Here is a 20,277-nt window from a genome sequence, read left to right on the forward strand (position 1 = left end):
ACTCCCCGGAGACAGGCCATTTCTTTCCGATAAGGCGTCAATTGCGACGGGGTGAGCGATCACCCTTTCGTGTGCTTTTCACCAAAGACCTCAAGGGAGTTGGAGACGACGCCGACAAAGGATCCGTGAGTACCCTTGCGCACACCATGATGACCGCCGCCCGCTCCGCAGACTCAGGTCTCGCCGGCCCGGGCGATCTCGACCGCTACCCCTACACCGAGGCCTCCGTGCCCGACCGCGTCGCAACACCCTCCTGGGACGGCGCGGACCCCGAGCTGGGCCGTGTGGGCCGGCGCGCCGCGGGCAGCCGCGGACGCGGACTGCACGGCCAACTCGTCCAGCAGCTCGGGCAGATGATCGTCTCGGGCGACCTGGGCGCGGACCGCCCGCTGGTGCCCGAGGAGATCGGCCAGCGATTCGAGGTCTCCCGCACCGTCGTCCGCGAGTCCCTCCGCGTCCTCGAGGCCAAGGGCCTGGTCAGCGCCCGCCCGAACGTCGGCACGCGCGTGCGTCCCGTCAGCGACTGGAACCTCCTCGACCCGGACATCATCGAATGGCGGGCCTTCGGACCGCAGCGCGACGACCAACGCCGTGAGCTGAGCGAGCTGCGCTGGACGATCGAGCCGCTCGCCGCGCGCCTCGCCGCCGGGCACGGGCGCGAGGACGTCCAGCAGCGCCTCTCCGACATGGTCGAGATCATGAGCCACGCCATGGGACAGGGTGACGCGCTCACCTTCTCCCGCGCCGACACCGAGTTCCACGCGCTGCTCATCCAGATCGCCGGCAACCGCATGCTGGAACACCTCTCCGGCATCGTTTCCGCCGCCCTCCAGGTCTCCGGCGGCCCGGTCACGGGCTGTGACCGGCCGAACGACGTGTCCCTGGCGCAGCACGCGCGGATCGTCGACGCGCTCGGTAGCAGCGACGGTGCGGCGGCCGAGACCGCCATGCGTCAACTGCTCACCGTCCACCCCGAGGTGGAGCGCGTGGTGCCCGCGCCGCGCGAGCACTGACGTCGCGCCGCGGGCGGTGCGGTCGGGGTGTGCCGCGTTCCCGTGGCAGCGCCGGGCCCGGGAACCATCCGCTGCCGGACCCCGCCGGATCCTCTGGAGTCCGGGGGGTCCGGCGGTGCGTCGAGGTGGCTCAGCCGGCGGAGCGGCCCTGGCCAAGGTCGCGGGAGACACCGTCTGCCCGTATCTGACCGTTTTTGAGCGCTTACGGGGTGTGACTCGGGCCACGAAGATTGGGCGTAACGCTCTTGGGACCAGCGCGATGACCTAAGAGGTGACAGCCGCGGAGGGAATACGGACGCCATGAATGGCGCTGTGCATCTTCCCGGTTCCCGCCCGCGCCGTCGGCCCATCCCCAGGCCGGTGGTCGGCTCCTGTCTGTAGTGGACGGGGCCGGAAGCCGTTTTCCAACGTTCCGAGAGGTTGTTCGTGTCGGCCAGCACATCCCGTACGCTCCCGCCGGAGATCGCCGAGTCCGTCTCTGTCATGGCGCTCATTGAGCGGGGAAAGGCTGAGGGGCAGATCGCCGGCGACGATGTGCGTCGGGCCTTCGAAGCTGACCAGATTCCGGCCACTCAGTGGAAGAACGTACTGCGCAGCCTCAACCAGATCCTCGAGGAAGAGGGTGTGACGCTGATGGTCAGTGCCGCGGAGCCCAAGCGCACCCGTAAGAGCGTCGCAGCGAAGAGTCCGGCCAAGCGCACCGCCACCAAGACGGTCGCGGCGAAGACGGTGACCACCAGGAAGGCCACCGCGACGACGGCTGCCCCGGCCGCCCCCGCCGAACCCGCTGTCGTCGATCCCGCCGAGGAAGCCGCTCCGGCCAAGAAGGCCGTAGCCAAGAAGGCGACGACGGCCAAGAAGGCGGTCGCGAAGAAGACGGTCGCCAAGAAGACGGCGGCCAAGAAGACCACCGCCAAGAAGGACGACGCCGAAGTCGTCGAGGAAGAGGTGCTCGAGGAGGCCAAGGGCGGCGGCGACGAGCCCGAGGGCACCGAGAGTGCGGGCTTCGTCCTGTCCGACGAGGACGAGGACGACGCGCCCGCCCAGCAGGTCGCGGCGGCCGGCGCCACCGCCGACCCGGTCAAGGACTACCTCAAGCAGATCGGCAAGGTCCCCCTGCTCAACGCCGAGCAGGAGGTCGAGCTCGCCAAGCGCATCGAGGCGGGTCTGTTCGCCGAGGACAAGCTGGCCAACGCCGACAAGCTCGCGCCGAAGCTCAAGCGCGAGCTGGAGATCATCGCCGAGGACGGCCGCCGCGCCAAGAACCACCTCCTGGAGGCCAACCTCCGTCTGGTGGTCTCCCTGGCCAAGCGCTACACCGGTCGCGGCATGCTCTTCCTGGACCTCATCCAGGAGGGCAACCTCGGTCTGATCCGCGCGGTCGAGAAGTTCGACTACACCAAGGGCTACAAGTTCTCCACGTACGCCACCTGGTGGATCCGTCAGGCGATCACCCGCGCCATGGCCGACCAGGCTCGCACCATCCGTATCCCGGTGCACATGGTCGAGGTCATCAACAAGCTCGCGCGCGTTCAGCGCCAGATGCTCCAGGACCTGGGCCGCGAGCCCACCCCGGAGGAGCTGGCCAAGGAACTCGACATGACCCCGGAGAAGGTCATCGAGGTCCAGAAGTACGGCCGCGAGCCCATCTCCCTGCACACCCCGCTGGGCGAGGACGGCGACAGTGAGTTCGGTGACCTCATCGAGGACTCCGAGGCCGTCGTCCCGGCTGACGCGGTCAGCTTCACGCTCCTGCAGGAGCAGCTGCACTCCGTCCTGGACACCCTGTCCGAGCGCGAGGCGGGCGTTGTCTCGATGCGCTTCGGTCTCACCGACGGTCAGCCGAAGACCCTCGACGAGATCGGCAAGGTGTACGGCGTGACGCGTGAGCGCATCCGTCAGATCGAGTCCAAGACCATGTCGAAGCTGCGTCACCCGTCGCGTTCGCAGGTGCTGCGCGACTACCTCGACTAGGCCGCGGTCGTCCGACGTCAAAGGCCTGGCCTCCCCGCGGGGAGGCCAGGCCTTCGTGCTGCGGATTGCGGCGCTCTGGATGACTCTGAGTGTCCCAAAGGCACCCAGAGTGAGGAACGTGCATGCTTCGTCCTATCAAGCGGGCACTGATCGGGCCGCTGGTTGCGGCGACCACCACCGCCGTCATACCGCTGGTCACAGCGGTTCCCGTGGCCGCCGACAGCGTTGTCGTCGGCGGTTTCCCCGTCGACGTCTCCCAGAGCCCCTGGACGGTCGCGCTGGCCAGCCGTGACCGGTTCGGGGGTACGCGGGCGGGACAATTCTGCGGCGGTGTGGCCGTCGACCGTACGACTGTCCTCACGGCGGCCCACTGCCTGGCCGACGAGGTTCTGGGAGGCTGGCCGGACCAGGGCGGCGACCTCAGGGTCATCACCGGTCGTACGGACCTGCTGTCGGCGCAGGGGGAGGAGATCCCCGTGCGCGACGCCAAGGTCAATCCCGGCTACGACGCGGCGAGCAACGCCGGTGACTTCGCCGTGATCACCCTTGCCAAGTCCCTGCCGCAGAGCGCCGTCATCGGCATGGCCACGGCGGGCGACCCGGCGTACACGCCCGGCACGGGCGCCACGGTCTACGGGTGGGGCGACACGACCGGCGCCGGCGACTACCCGCGGCACCTGCGCGCCGCACGTGTGAGCGTGCTGGCCGACAAACTGTGCGAGCAGGCCTATCCGGGCGGCCCCGAGGGCACGTACCGGTCCGATTCCATGCTGTGCGCCGGCGAGGTCAAGGGCGGGCGCGACGCCTGCCAGGGCGACAGCGGAGGCCCGCTGGTCGCCAAAGGGCGCCTGATCGGGCTCGTGTCCTGGGGCAACGGCTGTGGACGGGCGGGGAGCCCCGGTGTCTACACCCGGGTGTCCGAGGTCGTACGCGCGCTGAGCGGGAGCGGTGGCAGCGCCGGCCAGGAGGGCTCACACAAGGGCGCCTGAGGCGGTCCCTGGACCCGGTGAGGTACGACGACGGGCGGCCGATCCTGGAAGGAGCGGCCGCCCGTTCACCGGCCTGTGCCGGAACTGGCTCGTCGTTGATGCGAGGTGTCAGCGCTCTTCTTCGGAGGCAGATTCCGGAACGGTTGTCAGCCGCTCCGTCTCGTCCTGTATCTCAGCGGCGATCTTCTTGAGTTCCGGCTCGAACTTGCGGCCGTGGTGGGCGCAGAAGAGCAGTTCACCGCCGCTGAGCAGGACGACGCGCAGGTATGCCTGGGCGCCGCAGCGGTCGCAGCGGTCGGCGGCCGTCAACGGGCTCGCGGGGGTCAGAACAGTAGTCACGTCGCCTCTTCTCTAGCTCGACGAGCTGTCGTACCAGGGTCAACATCCAACCAGCCCGAAAACGTTCCCGCTCGTGGCCCTTCCGCGAAAAAATCTTTCCCGGGTGGCTGTCTGCTGCCGGTTGGCGGCGAATGAGCCGTATTGCGTGTCTTATGTGCCTTACGGTTTCGCGCTGTCAATCGGTCGTCGTCCCCCCGGCTGGCTTGCCGGTTGTGCATGAGGACGTGCCCGGAGCCTAAATGGTTCATGCCTCGAAGGGAACGTGATATGTACTTCACTCCATCGAGGGATCGAACACCTATGCGACCCTGGACTAGTGTGACACCAGACGAGGGTAGGCGTTACAACGGCTCTACCAGGCCTCGGTACCCTCTTGGCGGCGACCGAAGCCGTGCCCTTACCCAGAAGGGCCCCAACTGAAATTCAGCGAGGAGCGAACCGCGTGACCGCCGATACGTCCGTGCCGTCCACAGCGCTGCTGGCAGGAGCAGACCGGGACGGTTCCAACTACACCGCGCGGCACCTGCTCGTCCTCGAGGGCCTCGAGGCCGTGCGGAAGCGCCCGGGTATGTACATCGGGTCGACCGACACCCGTGGCTTGATGCACTGCCTGTGGGAGATCATCGACAACTCCGTGGACGAGGCCCTCGGCGGGTACTGCGACCACATCGAGGTGATCCTCCACGACGACGCCTCCGTGGAGGTGCGCGACAACGGCCGCGGCATCCCCGTGGACGTCGAACCGAAGACCGGTCTGTCCGGCGTCGAGGTCGTGATGACCAAGCTGCACGCCGGCGGCAAGTTCGGCGGCGGCTCGTACGCGGCCTCCGGCGGCCTGCACGGCGTCGGCGCCTCTGTCGTCAACGCCCTGTCCGCCCGCCTCGACGTCGAGGTGGACCGCAGCGGCCACACCCACGCCATCAGCTTCCGGCGCGGTGTCCCTGGCGCCTTCGTGGCCGACGGCCCGGACGCCGAGTTCGAGGCCAAGAGCGGCCTGCGCAAGACCAAGAAGATCCCCAAGACCCGCACCGGCACGCGCGTGCGCTACTGGGCCGACCGCCAGATCTTCCTCAAGGACGCCAAGCTCTCGCTGGACAACCTTCACCAGCGCGCCCGCCAGACCGCGTTCCTGGTGCCCGGCCTGACCATCGTCGTCCGGGACGAATTCGGTCTCGGTGAGGGTGGCAGCAAGGGCGAGGAGTCCTTCCGCTTCGACGGCGGCATCAGCGAGTTCTGTGAGTACCTGGCCACGGACAAGCCGGTCTGCGACGTCCTCCGCCTCTCCGGGCAGGGCACCTTCAGGGAGACGGTGCCCGTCCTCGACGAGCACGGTCAGATGACCCCGACCCAGGTCACCCGCGAACTCGCCGTCGACGTGGCCATGCGCTGGGGCACGGGCTACGACACGACCCTGAAGTCGTTCGTGAACATCATCGCCACCCCCAAGGGCGGCACCCACGTGGCCGGCTTCGAGACGGCGGTGACCAGCACCATGAACGAGGTGCTGCGCGCCAAGAAGCTGCTGCGCGTCGCCGAGGACGACATCGTCAAGGACGACGCCCTGGAGGGCCTCACCGCCGTCGTCACCGTGCGCCTGGCCGAGCCGCAGTTCGAGGGCCAGACGAAGGAGGTCCTCGGCACGTCCGCGGCCCGCCGCATCGTGAACACCGTGATCGCCAAGGAACTCAAGGCGTTCCTGACCTCCACGAAGCGCGACGCCGCCGCCCAGGCACGGGTGGTCATGGAGAAGGCGGTCGCCGCCGCCCGCACCCGTATCGCCGCCCGCCAGCACAAGGACGCGCAGCGCCGGAAGACGGCCCTCGAGTCCTCCTCCCTGCCTGCCAAGCTCGCCGACTGCCGCAGTGACGACGTCGAGCGCAGCGAGCTGTTCATCGTCGAGGGCGACTCCGCGCTCGGTACGGCCAAGCTGGCCCGGAACTCCGAGTTCCAGGCGCTGCTGCCGATCCGGGGCAAGATCCTGAACGTCCAGAAGTCGTCCGTCACGGACATGCTGAAGAACGCCGAGTGCGGCGCGATCATCCAGGTCATAGGAGCCGGGTCGGGCCGGACCTTCGACCTCGACGCGGCGCGCTACGGCAAGATCATCATGATGACGGACGCCGACGTCGACGGCTCCCACATCCGCTGCCTGCTGCTGACGCTGTTCCAGCGCTACATGCGGCCCATGGTCGAGGCCGGCCGGGTGTTCGCCGCGGTGCCACCCCTGCACCGCATCGAGTTGATCCAGCCCAAGAAGGGCCAGGACAAGTACATCTACACGTACTCGGACCGCGAACTGCGCGACAAGCTCATGGAGCTGCAGAGCAAGGGCGTTCGGTACAAGGACTCCATCCAGCGCTACAAGGGTCTCGGTGAGATGGACGCCGACCAGCTGGCCGAGACGACGATGGACCCGCGCCACCGCACCCTGCGCCGGATCAACCTCTCCGATCTCGACGCCGCCGAACAGGTCTTCGACCTGCTGATGGGCAACGACGTGGCGCCCCGCAAGGAGTTCATCTCCAGCTCGGCGGCGACGCTGGACCGTTCGCGGATCGACGCGTAGGCGCTGCGCCGGCCCTGGCCGATTGGCTCGGTGCAGGCTGGGTGTGGCGGGATGGCGTGGGCCGGCCTGGTTTTGCAGGTGGCGGGGGCGAGGGTAGGTAGCGCGCCCCCCGACTACGGCCCGCTCCGTCCTGCCCGGCGGACCAGCGGCGGGTTCTCCACCCGTGGGTGGAGAACGGACCGTCGTGAGGTTCCACCCTCGATCCACCCGGGCTCCGATCTGCTGACCTGCGAATTTCCGTAGCGTCGTGGGTGTCGGCAGCGACCGCTGCCGACATCTCCTTCCGCTCACGGAGGCTCTGATGTCCGGGCTCGTCAACGCGTTGGTGATCGTGGCCGTTGTCGTGCTGGTGATCGTGCGGCAGTTCCGCGCCCGTCCGATCGGCACCGACCGGCGCTGGTGGATCGTGCCCGTGATCCTGGCGGTCGTGGCCCTGCGTGAGCCGGGCATACTCGACGCCCACCACCGCACCGAGTCCGTTCTCCTGCTCGCCGCCGAGCTGCTCATAGGCCTGGCCACGGGCGCGGGCTGGGCCTGGACGACCCGTGTGTGGGTGGAGCCGGACGGCGTCGTGTGGACCAAGAGCACCACGTCGAGCGTTGTCGTCTGGATCATCGGCATCGCACTGCGGGTCGGGCTGTTCGCCCTCGGTGCGACGATCGGCGTCCACCAGGACAGCTCCGCCCTGCTCCTGGCCCTCGCGGCAACCCTCCTGGTGCGCTCCGGGATTCTGATGTGGCGGGCGCAGTCCCTCACCCCCGGCGTCGCCCCGGCCACGGCGTACGGTGACGCCATGCCCGGGTCGGCGCGGAAGGAGCGCGTGTGACGGAGAACGCCTGGACGCGCTGGCCCTCGCGGGAGGCGCTCGGCCGCGAGGGGACCACGAAGCCGAGACGTCAGCTCGCCTGGGCCGTGCGACTCGTGGTCATCGGGCTGCTGCTGTGGAGCGCCTTCGAGTCGCGCCACGTCCATGGCTGGGGCACGGCCGCTGCGGTGGGCGGGGTCCTGCTGACCGGGTTCCTGTCCTGGGCCTTCTTCCGGACCACCTACCAGCACCGGCTGTGGGGGTCCCTGGTACTGGTCACGTTGCTGCTGGGCATGGCGACGGTGGCCCAGACAACCGGTTTCCGAGGGCCGGCGCTGGTCGTGTGGTGCGGCTGTGCCATCTCGGCGCTGGAGCGGCTCCCGCTCGGCGCGGCACTGCCCATCGCCTCCGTCGCCCTGGCCGCGTTCTCCGCGATCAACAACGATGTCTGGCTCACCACCGCCGCCACGGTGACGGGCATGGCGCTCGCCGGATACGTCCTACGGCTGGACGCCGAGGCACGGGGCGGGGCACAGCGGCTGCTCGCCCAGGAGCGGGCCGCGAGAGCGGCCGAGGCGGAGTCCGCGGCGCTGGGGGAGCGGGCCAGGATCGCGCGGGAGATCCACGACGTACTCGCGCACAGCCTCTCGGCCCAGCTCGTGCACCTGGAGGCGGCCCGGCTGCTGATCGAGCGGGGCGCGGACCGCGAGCAGATCCTCGAAAGGGTGGTGGCGGCAAGGGGAATGGCCAGGGACGGTCTCGCCGAGACCCGGCAGGCTCTCTCCGCGCTGCGTGGCGAGCTGACGCCGCTGGAGGAGTTCCTGAGCGGTCTCGTCAGCGCGGCCGACGGCGCAGAGGTCACCGTCACGGGTGAGCGCAGAGCGCTGCCGGCCGAGGCGTCGCAGGCCGTACGGCGGGTCGCCCAGGAAGCGCTGACCAACGTCCGCAAGCACGCTCACGGAGCCAAGATCCAGGTGCTGCTGGACTACGGCGAGTGCGAAGTGACGCTCGACGTACGGGACTCGGACGGTACGCCGGGCGAGCTCACGGGATCGGGCGGCGGGTACGGTCTGCTGGGTATGCGGGAGCGTGCCGAGTTGCTGGGCGGCTCGCTGGAGGCCGGGCCGGGTGAAGAGGGGTTCGTGGTGACGTTGAAGGTGCCCGTATGACGGAGGAGGCAGGCAGGAAGCCCGCGCGGGTGGTGGTCGCGGACGATCAGACCGTGGTCCGGGAAGGCATCGTGATGTTGCTCGGACTGCTGCCGGGCATTGAGGTGGTCGGGGCCGCGGGCGACGGGGAGGAGGCGGTGAAGCTGGTCGCCGAACTCGCCCCGGACGTGGTCCTGATGGACCTGCGGATGCCCCGCTGCGACGGTGTGGAGGCGACCCGGCGGATCCGGGCGGAGCACCCGGGTACGCAGGTCGTGGTGCTCACCACGTTCGCCGACGACGATTCGCTGTTCCCCGCGCTGAGAGCGGGCGCGCGCGGCTATCTCACGAAGGACGCGGGCGGCGACGAGATCGTGCGGGCAGTGCACAGCGTGCTGTCCGGGGACGCCGGGCTCTCGCCGAGTGTCCAACGGCGGCTGCTGGAGCGGCTGTCGGAGCCCGAGCCGCTGCCTCCGCGCGCCGAGGCGCCCGACGGGCTCACGGCTCGGGAGACGGAGGTCCTGGTGCTGATCGCCGAGGGTCTCAGCAACCACGAGATCGCCCGCAGACTGCACGTCTCCACCGCGACGGTGAAGACCCACATCAACAACCTCTTCGCCAAGACGGGGCTCAAGGACCGTGCGCAGGCGGTGCGTTACGCGTACGGGAAGGGCCTGGTGCGGCCACCAGGGGATTGAGTCACCTGATGGGGTGAAGTGCCGGGGGAAGAAGAGTCAGGGATCTTCCCGTTCTGTCCATCCTTGGGCATGCAGTCAAGCTACGGTCGCCCCCACGGAGTCGGGGGCGGTCCCGACGGTACGGCCGAGAACAACGAAGACCACGGCTCGGCTCACCGCGAGGTGAGATACGAAGACCCTTGGTACGACGCGCTGGCCTCGGGCTGGGGCGAGCTGGACGGCACGGGTGCGCCGACCCCTGCCGTGCCGGCCGCGCGAGAACCGGGGGAGGGGGCGGCCGTTCGCGCGCGTGACGTGTACCTCGAGGTGCAGCGCAGTGCTGCGTTCCAGGAGGTGCGCAGCCGGTACCGCCGGTTCGTGATGCCCGGGGTCGCCGTCTTCTTCGCCTGGTACGTGGGGTACGTGATCACGGCGACGACCGCGCCGGGTTTCATGGCAAGGCCGGTGGCGGGGGCGGTGAACGTGGCGATGGTCGCGGGTCTCGGGCAGTTCCTCACCACGTTCCTGCTCACCTGGGCCTATTCCCGGCACGCGCGGCTGCGTAGGGACCGGGCCGCGCTCGAACTGCGCTGGGACACCCAGGAACTGACGCGTGGAGTCCAGGGTGGCGACCTGTGACGGACCGTCATCAGACGCTGGCGCTAGTGCTGTTCAGCGCCTTTGTGGCCGTGACTCTGGGGATCACGACGTGGGTGAGTCGTAAACGGCACGGTTCCGCCGAGGAGTTCTACGCGGGGGGCCGTTTGTTCTCGCCGATGGAGAATGGCCTTGCCATCGCGGGTGACTACATGTCGGCGGCCTCGTTCCTGGGCGTTGCCGGACTCATCGCCCTGTTCGGCTACGACGGGCTGCTGTACGGGGTGGGGTTCCTCGTCGCCTGGCTGGTGGTGCTGTTCCTGGTGGCGGAACTGGTGCGCAACTGCGGACGGTTCACATTGGCCGACGTGGTGGCGGCGCGGATGAGCGAGCGGCCCGTGCGGATCGCCGCGGGAACTTCCTCGGTCACCGTGTCCGTTCTCTATTTGGTGGCGCAAATGGTCGGCGCGGGCAGCCTGGTGGCGCTGCTGCTCGGGCGGACGGGCGGGGCGGCGCAGGCGTGGACGGTGATCGGCGTCGGCGCGCTCATGGTGATCTATGTGTCATTCGGAGGGATGCGGGCCACCACATGGATCCAGATCGTGAAGGCCGTGCTGCTGCTCGCCGGGACCATCGCGCTCACCGTGCTCGTTCTGGTGCGCTTCCACGGGGACCTCGACCGGCTGCTGCTCACGGCGGCTGAGCGCAGCGGTCACGGGGACGCGTTCCTGGCGCCGGGGCTGAAGTACGGCAGGGACTGGACCGCACGGTTCGACTTCATCAGCCTGGGACTTGCGCTCGTGCTGGGCACGGCCGGGCTGCCGCACATCCTGTCCCGCTTCTACACCGTGCCGACCGCGCGGGCCGCCCGCCGTTCGGTCGTGTGGTCGATCGGGCTGATCGGCGGGTTCTATCTGATGGTGATCATTCTCGGCTTCGGTGCGGCCGCGATCGTGGGACCGGAGGCGGTACGCAACTCGAACGAGGCGGGGAACACGGCAGTTCCGCTGCTCGCGCTCGATCTGGGCGGCGGTGCCGACTCGACAGGGGGAACGGTTCTGTTCGCGATCGTCGCGGCCGTGGCCTTCGCCACGATCCTCGCCGTGGTCGCGGGGATCACGCTCGCGTCCTCTGCGTCCGTGGCCCACGACCTCTACGCCTCGCTGCGGCGCAAGCGTGGTGCGCCGCGCAGCGAGGTCGCCGTGGCGCGCGTGGCGGCGGTCGGAATCGGTTTGGTGGCGATCGCGCTCGGCCTGCTCGCGCGTGACCTCAACGTCGCCTTCCTGGTGGGTCTGGCCTTCGCCGTGGCCGCGTCCGCGAACCTGCCGGTGCTGCTCTACTCGCTGTTCTGGCGCGGCTTCACGACACGCGGCGCCGTGTGGGCGGTCTACGGCGGGCTGATCCCGGCGTTGTGCCTGGTGCTGCTGTCGCCGGTGGTGTCGGGCGGCCCGGGTTCGCTGTTCCCGGGCGTCGACTTCCAGTACTTCCCGCTGCAGAACCCCGGCATCGTCTCCATCCCCCTGGGCTTCCTGGCCGGTTGGCTCGGCACAGTCACCTCGACCGAGGTGCCGGACGAGGCCAAGCACGCGGAGACCGAGGTGCGGTCGTTGACCGGCGCGGGGGCGGTGTAGATGCGGTGCGCGTGCCGGGACGGTGAGTTGCTGCTGCGGCGCCTGCGATGTGTCCGGGAACGGTTACGGCGCCACCCACGCGTACCGGTGCTCCGGCCGCCCCGTGTCGCCGTACTTCAGTGAAAGGCGCAGCCGGCCCGCCTGTTCGAGGTGGCGCAGATAGCGCTGGGCGGTGGAGCGGCTCAGGCCGGTCCGGGCGGCCACCTCGTGCGCCGACAGCGGGTGGTCGGCGCGGTGCAGGACGCCGCAGATGAGGTCCGTGGTGGGCTCGGAGTGACCGCTCGGCAGTCCGGGTGAACTCGGCGGAGGCGCGGTGCGCAGCGCGCCGAAGATCCGGTCGACCTGCTCCTGGCCCGTCAGACCCCGGCCGCCGACCCGATCGACGGTGCGGCGCAGGGCGGCGTACGAGTCCAGGCGGCTGCGCAGTGCGGCGAAGGTGAAGGGTTTGACCAGATAGTGCAGGGCGCCAAGTCGCATCGCCTTCTGCACGGTCGTCACGTCGCTGGCCGCAGTGATCATGATGACGTCGGTGCCGAAGCCCTGTTCGCGCATCCGGTGGACCAGTTCAAGACCCGTCTGGTCCGGCAAGTAGTGGTCGAGCAGCACCAGGTCGATGCCCCCGCGTTCCACGGCGGCCAGGGCCTGGGCAGCGCTGTGCGCGCGGGCGGCCACCCGGAATCCCGGAACCTTTCCCACGTACTTGGCGTTGATCTCGGCGACACGGAAGTCGTCGTCCACCACCAGGACGTCAATCATGGGGCCTCATTTCCTCAAGGCCAGGCGAGCGTTAAGCCCGTGTTTCGGCTCCGCAGTTGTAGCGCGAGCAAAATGAGCACAACAGGCTCTTGCGAGCAAAAGAACGGCTTGCGCTCAGAAGACTGCTGCTGTGGCCGGGGCCACACCTACCGTCCCGGGCCATGAGCGCAGACACCAGCCCCGCCATCGAGCTGCGGGGCGCGAGCAAGATCTTCAAGACCCCGTCGGGGGGTCTGCACACGGCCGTCAGGGGGCTGGACCTCACCGTCGGGCGTGGTGAGTTCGTGGCCGTCGTCGGCCCCACCGGCTGCGGCAAGTCCACCACTCTGACCCTGGTCAGCGGCCTGGAGGAGCCCAGCGACGGCGAGGTGCTGGTGGCCGGCGAGCCGGTCTCCGGCGTCGGCGACAAAGTCGGCTTCGTCTTCCAGCAGGACGCCACCTTCCCCTGGCGCTCCGTCCTGTCCAACGTCATGGCGGGCCCGCGCTTCCGTGGCGTACCGAAGGCCGAGGCCAAGGAGAAGGCCCGTGAATGGCTGGCCCGCGTCGGTCTCACCGCCTTCGAGGACCGCTACCCGCACCAGCTCTCCGGCGGCCAGCGCAAGCGCGTCGCCCTCGCCGCGACCTTCGTCAACGACCCCGAGATCCTGCTCATGGACGAGCCGTTCTCGGCATTGGACGTCCAGACACGGGCGCTGATGTCGGACGAACTCCTTGAACTGTGGGAGGGCACGGGCGCCTCCGTCGTCTTCGTCACTCATGACCTGGAGGAGTCCATCGCGCTGGCTGACAAGGTCGTCGTCATGACCGCCGGGCCCGCGACCGTCAAGCAGGTCTTCGACATCGACCTGCCGCGGCCGCGCAAGGTTGAGTCGGTGCGTCTGGAGCCGCGATTCATCGACATCTACCGCGAGATCTGGGAGTCCCTCGGCGAAGAGGTCCGCATCACCCGCGAGAGGGGTGCTGCCGATGTCGCCTGACGTCCTCAGCACGCCGGTCGCCGACACGGCCAAGACGCCGGACCGCGCGCAGTCCCGGGCCCAGGCCGCCCGCAGACGAAAGGCGGTCGTCGCCGCCTCGCGGGTACTGCTCCTCGTGGCCGTGCTCGGCCTGTGGGAGGTGCTGTCCCGCGCCGAGGTCATCGATCCGTTCAACTTCTCGATGCCCTCGAAGATCTGGGACCAGATCTACACCTGGCTGGCGCACGGCACCGCGCTCGGCTCCCTGGGCGAGCAGATCTGGTACACGCTGTACGAGGCGCTCGTCGGCTGGATCATCGGTGTGATCGCCGGTGTCGTCTTCGGTATCGCGCTCGGGCGGATCGCTTTCCTCGCCGATGTCCTTGGTCCGTACATCAAGGTGCTCAACTCGATCCCCAGGATCGTCCTAGCTCCGATCTTCGTGATCTGGTTCGGACTCGGACCGGCGTCCAAGGTCGCGTCGGCAGTGGTGCTCGTCTTCTTCCCGGTGTTCTTCAACGCCTTCCAGGGCGCCCGTGAGGTCGACCGCAACCTGGTCGCCAACGCCCGCATCCTGGGTGCCAGCGACCGGCGGGTCACGCTTCAGGTGGTCATCCCGTCGGCCACCTCGTGGATCTTCACCAGTCTCCACGTCAGCTTCGGCTTCGCCCTGATCGGCGCCATCGTCGGCGAGTACATCGGGGCCACCAAGGGCATCGGCCTGCTCGTCGCCCAGTCCCAGGGCACCTTCAACGCGGCCGGCGTGTACGCCGCGATGGTCATCCTCGCGGTCGTCGCACTCGTCGCCGAGGGCCTGCTGACCTTCGCCGAGCGCCGCATCTTCCGGTGGAAGCCGGCCGACTCGGACAGCTGACCGAGCCTCGCAGACGCCCCCCACAAGCCTGTTCTCATCCCCGCACCGCCCTCTCACAAGGACGTGAACCCTCATGCGCAAGTCCGCCAGATACGCGTCGCTGGCCGCCGCCGGCCTGCTCGCCGTCTCCTCGCTCACCGCCTGTGCCAACGACGCGGCAAGCACCGCGTCCAGCGGTTCCGGGAGCAAGGGCGACGGCAAGGGCGAGAAGGTCAAGATCATGGTGGGTGGCCTGGACAAGGTCATCTACATGCCCGCGATGCTCACCCAGCGGCTCGGCTACTTCGACGCCGAGGGCCTCGACGTGGAACTGCTCAGCGAACCCGCCGGCGTGCAGGCCGAGACCGCGCTCGTCTCCGGCCAGGTGCAGGGCGCCGTCGGCTTCTACGACCACACGCTGGACCTTCAGGTGAAGGGCAAGTCGGTGGAGTCCGTGGTGCAGTTCTCGCACGCGCCGGGCGAGGTCGAGATCGTCTCCACCAAGGCGGCGGGCGACATCACCTCGCCCAAGAACTTCAAGGGCAAGAAGCTCGGCGTGACCGGCCTCGGCTCCTCGACCGACTTCCTCACCAAGTACCTCGCGGTCAAGAACGGCGTCCAGGTCAACGAGTTCGCACCGGTCGCGGTGGGCGCCGGCCCGACGTTCATCGCGGCGCTCCAGAAGGGCGCGATCGACGGCGGCATGACGACCGATCCGACCGTCGCCACGATCCTGGACAAGAAGGCGGGCAAGATCCTCCTCGACATGCGCACCCCGGAGGGCTCGCAGGAGGCTCTCGGTGGCCCCTATCCGTCGTCAAGCCTGTACATGCAGACGGACTGGGTGAACAGCCACAAGGACACGGTCCAGAAGTTGGCCAATGCATTCGTCAAGACGCTCAAGTGGATGTCCACCCACAGCGCGGACGAGATCGCGGCCAAGATGCCCGCCGACTACTCCCAGGGCGACAAGGCCCTCTACGCGGAGGCCATCAAGAGCACGCTGCCGATGTTCACGGACGACGGTGTGATGCCCACCAACGGCCCAGAGACTGTTGAGAAGGTCCTCAAGGCCTTCAACCCCAACATCAAGAACGCCAAGGTGGATCTCGGCAAGACGTTCACGACCGAGTTCGTCGAGCAGGCCGCCAAGTCCGCGGGCTGATCGACGCAGAGCGGCGCATCAGGCGCGGGTCGCCCACACGTAACGGTGTTCGGGTCGGCCCGCGTCGCCGTATCTGAGGGTCAGCCTGGCCCGTCCCGTGCGCTCCAGGAGCTTCAGATAGCGCTGGGCGGTCTGTCGGCTCACCCCGGTCCGCTCGGCGATCTCCTGGGCCGACAGCGGGACATCGGCGTTCATCAGGGACTGCCGTACCAGCTCGGCCGTGGTGGGGGAGTGCCCCTTGGGCAGGTCAGGCTCCGACGGAGTGGACAGCGCGCCGAAGATCCGGTCCACATCGGCCTGTTCGGCCTCCCCGCCGCCGTCCAGGGTGCGGCGCAACCGCGCGTACGCCTCCAGTTTGGTCCGCAGGCCCGCGAAGGCGAACGGCTTCACCAGGTACTGCAGGGCACCCTGCCGCATCGCCGCCTGGACGGTCGACACGTCCCGGGCCGCCGTCACCATGATCACGTCGGTCTGGTGGCCGCGCCGGCGCATCTCCCGGACGACCGCGAGGCCCGTGTCGTCGGGCAGGTAGTGGTCCAGGAGGACCAGGTCGAGACGCGGCAGCGTGTCCAACTGACGTAGCGCCTCGGCCGCGTTGTGCGCCTCGGCCGCCACATGGAAGCCCGGCACCTTCTCGACGTAGGCGGCGTTGACCCGGGCGACCCGGGTGTCGTCGTCCACGACCAGGACCTCGATCATCGCGCCTCCTCCTCGGCATCGGCCGCCACGCGCGCGGAGAGTGCCGGTTCCAGCTCCGGCTCGGTCAGCGCGTCGGGCAGGACCACCACGAACTCCGCGCCCCCGCCGTCCGCTTCGCCCACCGTCGCGGTTCCGCCCTGCCGTTCGGCGAGCCTGCGCACCAGGGAGAGCCCTATGCCGCGTTTGCCGTGCGCGGGCGGCTCCTTGGTGGACCACCCCTCCGCGAAGATCAACTCCCGTTGTTCCGCCGGGATCCCGGGCCCCGTGTCGCGCACCCTGAGAACGGCCGTGCGGCCCTCGGTGCGCAACTCGACCTCCACGCGTGCGTGGGGAGTGCCCGCGACGGCATCGAGCGCGTTGTCCACGAGGTTGCCCACGACCGTGACCAGCCCTCGGGGGTCGATCAGGCGGTCGGGCAGACGGGTGCGGTCCGACACCCACAGGGCGACCCCGCGTTCGGCCGCGACGGTTGCCTTGCCGACCAGCAGGGCGGCCAGCAGCGGATCCTGGATCTTCTCGGTGACCTGCTCCGCGGTGACCCGGTGGTCGCCGACCACCTCCCCGACGAACTCCACGGCGTCGTCGTACATCTCCAGTTCGAGCAGGCCCAGCAGTGTGTGCATGCGGTTGGCGTGCTCGTGGTCCTGGGCGCGCAGGGCGTCGATGAGGCCGCGCGTGGAGTCGAGTTCGCGGCCGAGCTGCTCCAGCTCGGTCCGGTCGCGCAGGGTCGCCACCGCGCCGCCGTCGTCGGTCGGCATCCGGTTGGCGACCAGGACACGCTGGCCCCGGACGGTGAGCAGGTCGGTGCCGGTCACCCGCCCGGCCAGCACGTCGGTGGTCCGCCCCTCGCCGAGCGCCTCGTCGGGGGACCGGCCGACGGCCTCGTCGCCGATGCCGAGCAGACGCCGCGCCTCGTCGTTGAGGAGGCGGACACGGCCGGTCCTGTCGAGGGCGACGACGCCCTCCCGGATGCCGTGCAGCATCGCCTCCCGCTCCGCGAGCAGCGCCGAGATGTCCGAGAAGGCCAGGTCCCGGGTCTGCCGCTGGACCCTGCGGGAGATCAGCCAGGCGGCCAGCGTGCCGACGGCGAGGGCCCCTCCCGCGTACGCGAACAGCCCCGGGATCGCGCTGAGCAGCCGGGCCCGCACGCTGTCGTAGGCGATACCGACCGAGACGGCCCCGACGATCCGATGGTCAGCGTCGTACAGCGGCACCTTCCCGCGCGCGGAGCGGCCCAGTGTGCCCTTGTCGATCTCCATGACCTGCTTGCCGGCCAGCGCCTCGCTGGGGTCGGTCGAGACGTGGGCGCCCACCTCGCTCGGTGTGGTGTGCGACCAGCGCACCCCCCGCCGGTCCATCACCACGATGTACTCGGCGTGCGTGGCGCGCCGGATCCGCTCGGCCTCCCGCTGCACCGGGCCGCCGACGGTCGGCGGAGTGTTCTGGACGCCCTCGGCGAGCTGCGGGTCCTGGGCCGTGGTCTGGGCGATCGCCAGTGCCCGGCGCATCGCCTCCTGGTCCAGCTGCTTGCTCAGAGGCGCGAGGAACAGCCCGGTGGCGAGCACCGCGACTCCCGCGGCGATCGCCACCTGCATCAGCAGGACCTGCGAGAACACCCGACGTGGCAGACCGAGGCGCAGACGGCGTGCGGGGGGAGTGGGGCTCATGGCCACGACGGTACGTGGGCGGGCGGTCCCGGTCGTAGGGGGTGTGGCATGGATCTCTTGATCAAGACTTGAGGGCGGGGTATACCCGCTCCGGTACGGCCCTCAGCTCGCCAGGGCCGTCGCCGTCAGCTCGCGCACCGACACCACGTCCATGCGGGCCGGCGTCCCCGGCACCGGGGCCCCGCAGCTCTCCGCCCGCGGCGGCAGGGAGGCTCCCTGGGCCACGATCACGCGCCAGCGGCGGCCGTCCGTGTGGGCGACGGTCACCGTCCAGCGCGGCGCCGCCCCGTCGGTCTTCACGACGCTCAGCACGCCCGCCGCGTACTCGCCGGCCGCCGACCGGACCGCCAGCTCGGCCGCTTGACCGGGCTTCTCCCAGGCCGAGCTCCCGCGACACCCCTCGACGACCACCCGGCCCTCCTGGACGCCGTGCAGGACCTCCTTGACGGAGTGCGCCTCGGCCCTGCCGTACGCATAGCCGTACGGCAGGACGAGCACCGTGGGCGAGAAGCGATGACCACCCAGATGAGTGACCTCCCAGACGCCGGGCACACCGGACGCGGCGAGCTCGGCCGCGAGCGGGCGGCCCAGCAGGGCGCAGCAGCGGTCGCGCTTGCCGTTGGTGCAGACGAGCGCGAGGGGACTGCCCGTGTGCGCGGCGCCGCCGAGGGCCGTGTCGAACGTCCGGTGGCCGCCCTCGCCGAGGGCGGCGAAGTCGAGGTCGAGCAGTTGACGCGGGTCGCGGGTCGTCGCGGAGTGCAGCCATACGCGTCCGGGCACGGTGTGTGCGGCGTACACCTGGCGCATCAGAGGTGTGCCGGGGTCGGCGTGCCGTCCGGGGCGCCGGATCAACGCGATGCGCACGCCCGTTCCTTCGGCGGCCGCCTCCAGTGCGCGGCCCAGCGCGCGATCCAGGTGGCTCGAAGTGAGCGCCTGGGCGCCCCAAGGGCCGGGCTGTTCCAGGAGCAGCCACGTCGTCGCCGTGGCCGCCGTTCCGGAAACGGGCTCGTCGAGGCTCCGGGAGACGGGCGCACACCTACTCACGGAGGTGAGCCTAACCTGACTTCCCTCGGGGCGACTTCCAGCCTCGCTCGTGTTCTACTCCGGCAGGGGCTGAGGCGGGCGCGGGCCGACATAGTGACCGCTGGGACGCATGCGCAGGGGACGCTCCCCGTACTCCTCCAGCGCGTGCGCGATCCAGCCTGCCGTCCTGGCGACGGCGAAGATCGTCTCGCCCGCCGTCGAGGGCATTCCGCAGGAGACGGTGAGGACGGCGAGGGCCAGGTCGACGTTGGCGTGCAGCGGGGTGTGGCGGGCGGTGGTGGCGACGACGTCGCGGGCCGCGAGCAGGGCGGACTCCGCGCGTGGGATCTGCTCAAGGAGGGCGAACAGCGCACGCGCGCGTGGGTCCTCGCCCAGGTAGAGCCGGTGGCCGAGGCCGGGGATGCGGCGGCCCGCGCGGAGTTCCGCCGCGATCACCGGGACCGCGTTGCCCTCGTCCAGCACGTCGAGCAGCAGGCGGTGGGCGAGTCCGCTGGCCGCGCCGTGCAACGGGCCCTCGATGACACCGAGTCCGGCCGAAACGGCGGCGTAGGCGTGGGCGCGGGCCGAGGCGGCGACGCGGACCGCCAGTGTCGAGGCGGCCAGGTCGTGGTCGACGAGCAGGGCGAGTGCCGTGTCCAGGGCGCGCAGTGACGCCTCGTCGGCTTCGCGGCCGGTCAACCGGCCCCACAGACGGTGGGCCAGCGTGCCGTTGTCCTGGTGGCCGAACGGCTGGGTCGGCAGCGCGTCGACGAGTGTGGGGATGATGATGCGCGCGGTGCCGAGCACGGCTTCTTCTGACAGGTCGAAGCGCAGCGGATCCTCGGCGGCGGCGGCGACCGCCGCGACCCGCAGCCGGTCGGTGGGCGAGGTGTGTTCCGGCAGGGCGTTCACCGCGCGGCGGGCCACTGCGACAGTGGTCTCGGGTGCGGTGAAGGTGACGCCGGGGGTGAGCCGTCCGGTCCACAGCCACTCGGCGACCTCTTCGTAGGAGTGGCGCGCGGCGAGTTCGGTGGCGTCGACGCCGCGGAAGAAGTACCGGTCGTTCTCGATCAGCGTGAGGTGGGTGCGCACGGACAGTTCACCGCCGGAGGCCGAACTCCCCGCGCTGTCACGTCTGTTGCGCCGTGCCAGGGACTCCACCTCGGCGGCGTCGAACGTACTGCCGCGGCCGCCGGGTTCGCGCCTGCTGCTGAGCTGGCCGCGGCTCACATACGCGTAGACGGTCTCCGGTTTCACACCCAGCAGTTCCGCCGTCTCCTTGGTGCTCAGCCTCCGCTCGGGGCCGCCGGGAGCGGGTTCTTGATCGCGCATGGGGGTCACCGTAGCCGCCTCCCGGGAGCATGAACTGATGTATTGACTGGATCAATATTGACAGGAAATCAGTCAAGCATGGACAGT

Annotated in this window: 18 protein-coding genes; 12 read left to right on the plus strand and 6 right to left on the minus strand. The window is 69.7% G+C overall.

Going from position 1 to position 20,277, the window contains the following annotated elements:
- Positions 1 to 125: 125 nt before the first annotated feature.
- From ACFYXB_RS26845 to ACFYXB_RS26855, 3 genes are all read left to right on the plus strand, one after another.
- Positions 126 to 1,013 (plus strand): FadR/GntR family transcriptional regulator, encoded by an 888-nt coding sequence (locus tag ACFYXB_RS26845; protein WP_389586658.1) that lies wholly within the window; start codon positions 126 to 128, stop codon positions 1,011 to 1,013.
- A 426-nt stretch (positions 1,014 to 1,439) separates the two neighbouring features.
- Complete coding sequence (locus tag ACFYXB_RS26850) at positions 1,440 to 2,987, plus strand: RNA polymerase sigma factor (protein WP_389586660.1); 1,548 nt, start codon at positions 1,440 to 1,442, stop codon at positions 2,985 to 2,987.
- Positions 2,988 to 3,109: 122 nt separating this feature from the next.
- Complete coding sequence (locus ACFYXB_RS26855) at positions 3,110 to 3,976, plus strand: S1 family peptidase (RefSeq protein WP_389586662.1); 867 nt, start codon at positions 3,110 to 3,112, stop codon at positions 3,974 to 3,976.
- Positions 3,977 to 4,084: 108 nt separating this feature from the next.
- Here ACFYXB_RS26855 and ACFYXB_RS26860 read toward each other — a convergent pair whose 3' ends face one another.
- Positions 4,085 to 4,315, minus strand: a complete 231-nt coding sequence (locus tag ACFYXB_RS26860) for a hypothetical protein (protein ID WP_351348343.1) — start codon at positions 4,313 to 4,315, stop codon at positions 4,085 to 4,087.
- A 442-nt stretch (positions 4,316 to 4,757) separates the two neighbouring features.
- On the opposite strand from ACFYXB_RS26860, the gene ACFYXB_RS26865 reads away from it, so the two are divergent.
- The 6 genes from ACFYXB_RS26865 to ACFYXB_RS26890 all read left to right on the plus strand — a co-directional run bounded on the left by ACFYXB_RS26865 (position 4,758) and on the right by ACFYXB_RS26890 (position 11,739).
- Positions 4,758 to 6,881 (plus strand): type IIA DNA topoisomerase subunit B, encoded by a 2,124-nt coding sequence (locus ACFYXB_RS26865; protein WP_389586664.1) that lies wholly within the window; start codon positions 4,758 to 4,760, stop codon positions 6,879 to 6,881.
- A 301-nt stretch (positions 6,882 to 7,182) separates the two neighbouring features.
- A complete protein-coding gene (locus ACFYXB_RS26870; protein ID WP_389586666.1) occupies positions 7,183 to 7,707 on the plus strand; it encodes a DUF1453 domain-containing protein in 525 nt (174 codons plus the stop codon).
- Positions 7,704 to 8,855, plus strand: coding sequence for a sensor histidine kinase (locus ACFYXB_RS26875; RefSeq protein WP_389586668.1), 1,152 nt, complete (start codon positions 7,704 to 7,706; stop codon positions 8,853 to 8,855). The genes ACFYXB_RS26870 and ACFYXB_RS26875 overlap by 4 nt, the downstream gene beginning before the upstream one ends.
- Positions 8,852 to 9,532, plus strand: coding sequence for a response regulator transcription factor (locus tag ACFYXB_RS26880; RefSeq protein WP_351348337.1), 681 nt, complete (start codon positions 8,852 to 8,854; stop codon positions 9,530 to 9,532). Before ACFYXB_RS26875 ends, ACFYXB_RS26880 begins: the two co-directional genes overlap by 4 nt.
- A gap of 69 nt (positions 9,533 to 9,601) precedes the next feature.
- Positions 9,602 to 10,150, plus strand: a complete 549-nt coding sequence (locus tag ACFYXB_RS26885) for a DUF485 domain-containing protein (protein ID WP_389586670.1) — start codon at positions 9,602 to 9,604, stop codon at positions 10,148 to 10,150.
- A complete protein-coding gene (locus tag ACFYXB_RS26890; protein WP_389586672.1) occupies positions 10,147 to 11,739 on the plus strand; it encodes a cation acetate symporter in 1,593 nt (530 codons plus the stop codon). The genes ACFYXB_RS26885 and ACFYXB_RS26890 overlap by 4 nt, the downstream gene beginning before the upstream one ends.
- 63 nt (positions 11,740 to 11,802) lie before the next feature.
- Here the strand turns inward: ACFYXB_RS26890 and ACFYXB_RS26895 are convergent, their stop codons facing one another.
- Positions 11,803 to 12,495: a response regulator gene (locus ACFYXB_RS26895; RefSeq protein ID WP_351348331.1), complete on the minus strand. Its 693-nt coding sequence runs from the start codon at positions 12,493 to 12,495 to the stop codon at positions 11,803 to 11,805.
- 161 nt (positions 12,496 to 12,656) lie between these two features.
- On the opposite strand from ACFYXB_RS26895, the gene ACFYXB_RS26900 reads away from it, so the two are divergent.
- The 3 genes from ACFYXB_RS26900 (at position 12,657) to ACFYXB_RS26910 (ending at position 15,469) form a co-directional block, all read left to right on the plus strand.
- Entirely contained in the window at positions 12,657 to 13,472 is an 816-nt protein-coding gene (locus tag ACFYXB_RS26900; RefSeq protein WP_351348329.1) for an ABC transporter ATP-binding protein, read from the plus strand.
- A complete protein-coding gene (locus tag ACFYXB_RS26905; RefSeq protein WP_389586675.1) occupies positions 13,462 to 14,325 on the plus strand; it encodes an ABC transporter permease in 864 nt (287 codons plus the stop codon). The genes ACFYXB_RS26900 and ACFYXB_RS26905 overlap by 11 nt, the downstream gene beginning before the upstream one ends.
- A gap of 73 nt (positions 14,326 to 14,398) precedes the next feature.
- Positions 14,399 to 15,469 carry an ABC transporter substrate-binding protein gene (locus ACFYXB_RS26910; RefSeq protein WP_389586677.1) on the plus strand — a complete coding sequence of 357 codons (1,071 nt, stop codon included), beginning with the start codon at positions 14,399 to 14,401 and terminating at the stop codon, positions 15,467 to 15,469.
- Between the two features lie 18 nt (positions 15,470 to 15,487).
- Here the strand turns inward: ACFYXB_RS26910 and ACFYXB_RS26915 are convergent, their stop codons facing one another.
- The 4 genes from ACFYXB_RS26915 to ACFYXB_RS26930 form a co-directional block, all read right to left on the minus strand.
- Positions 15,488 to 16,168 (minus strand): response regulator, encoded by a 681-nt coding sequence (locus tag ACFYXB_RS26915; RefSeq protein WP_389586679.1) that lies wholly within the window; start codon positions 16,166 to 16,168, stop codon positions 15,488 to 15,490.
- Positions 16,165 to 17,835 carry an ATP-binding protein gene (locus tag ACFYXB_RS26920; RefSeq protein ID WP_389586681.1) on the minus strand — a complete coding sequence of 557 codons (1,671 nt, stop codon included), beginning with the start codon at positions 17,833 to 17,835 and terminating at the stop codon, positions 16,165 to 16,167. Before ACFYXB_RS26920 ends, ACFYXB_RS26915 begins: the two co-directional genes overlap by 4 nt.
- A 102-nt stretch (positions 17,836 to 17,937) precedes the next feature.
- Positions 17,938 to 18,879: a sucrase ferredoxin gene (locus tag ACFYXB_RS26925; RefSeq protein ID WP_389586683.1), complete on the minus strand. Its 942-nt coding sequence runs from the start codon at positions 18,877 to 18,879 to the stop codon at positions 17,938 to 17,940.
- Positions 18,880 to 18,933: 54 nt separating this feature from the next.
- Entirely contained in the window at positions 18,934 to 20,190 is a 1,257-nt protein-coding gene (locus ACFYXB_RS26930) for a citrate/2-methylcitrate synthase (protein WP_389586685.1), read from the minus strand.
- Positions 20,191 to 20,277: the final 87 nt, after the last annotated feature.

The sequence above is a fragment of the Streptomyces sp. NPDC002619 genome, assembly GCF_042889305.1.
Classification (GTDB): domain Bacteria; phylum Actinomycetota; class Actinomycetes; order Streptomycetales; family Streptomycetaceae; genus Streptomyces.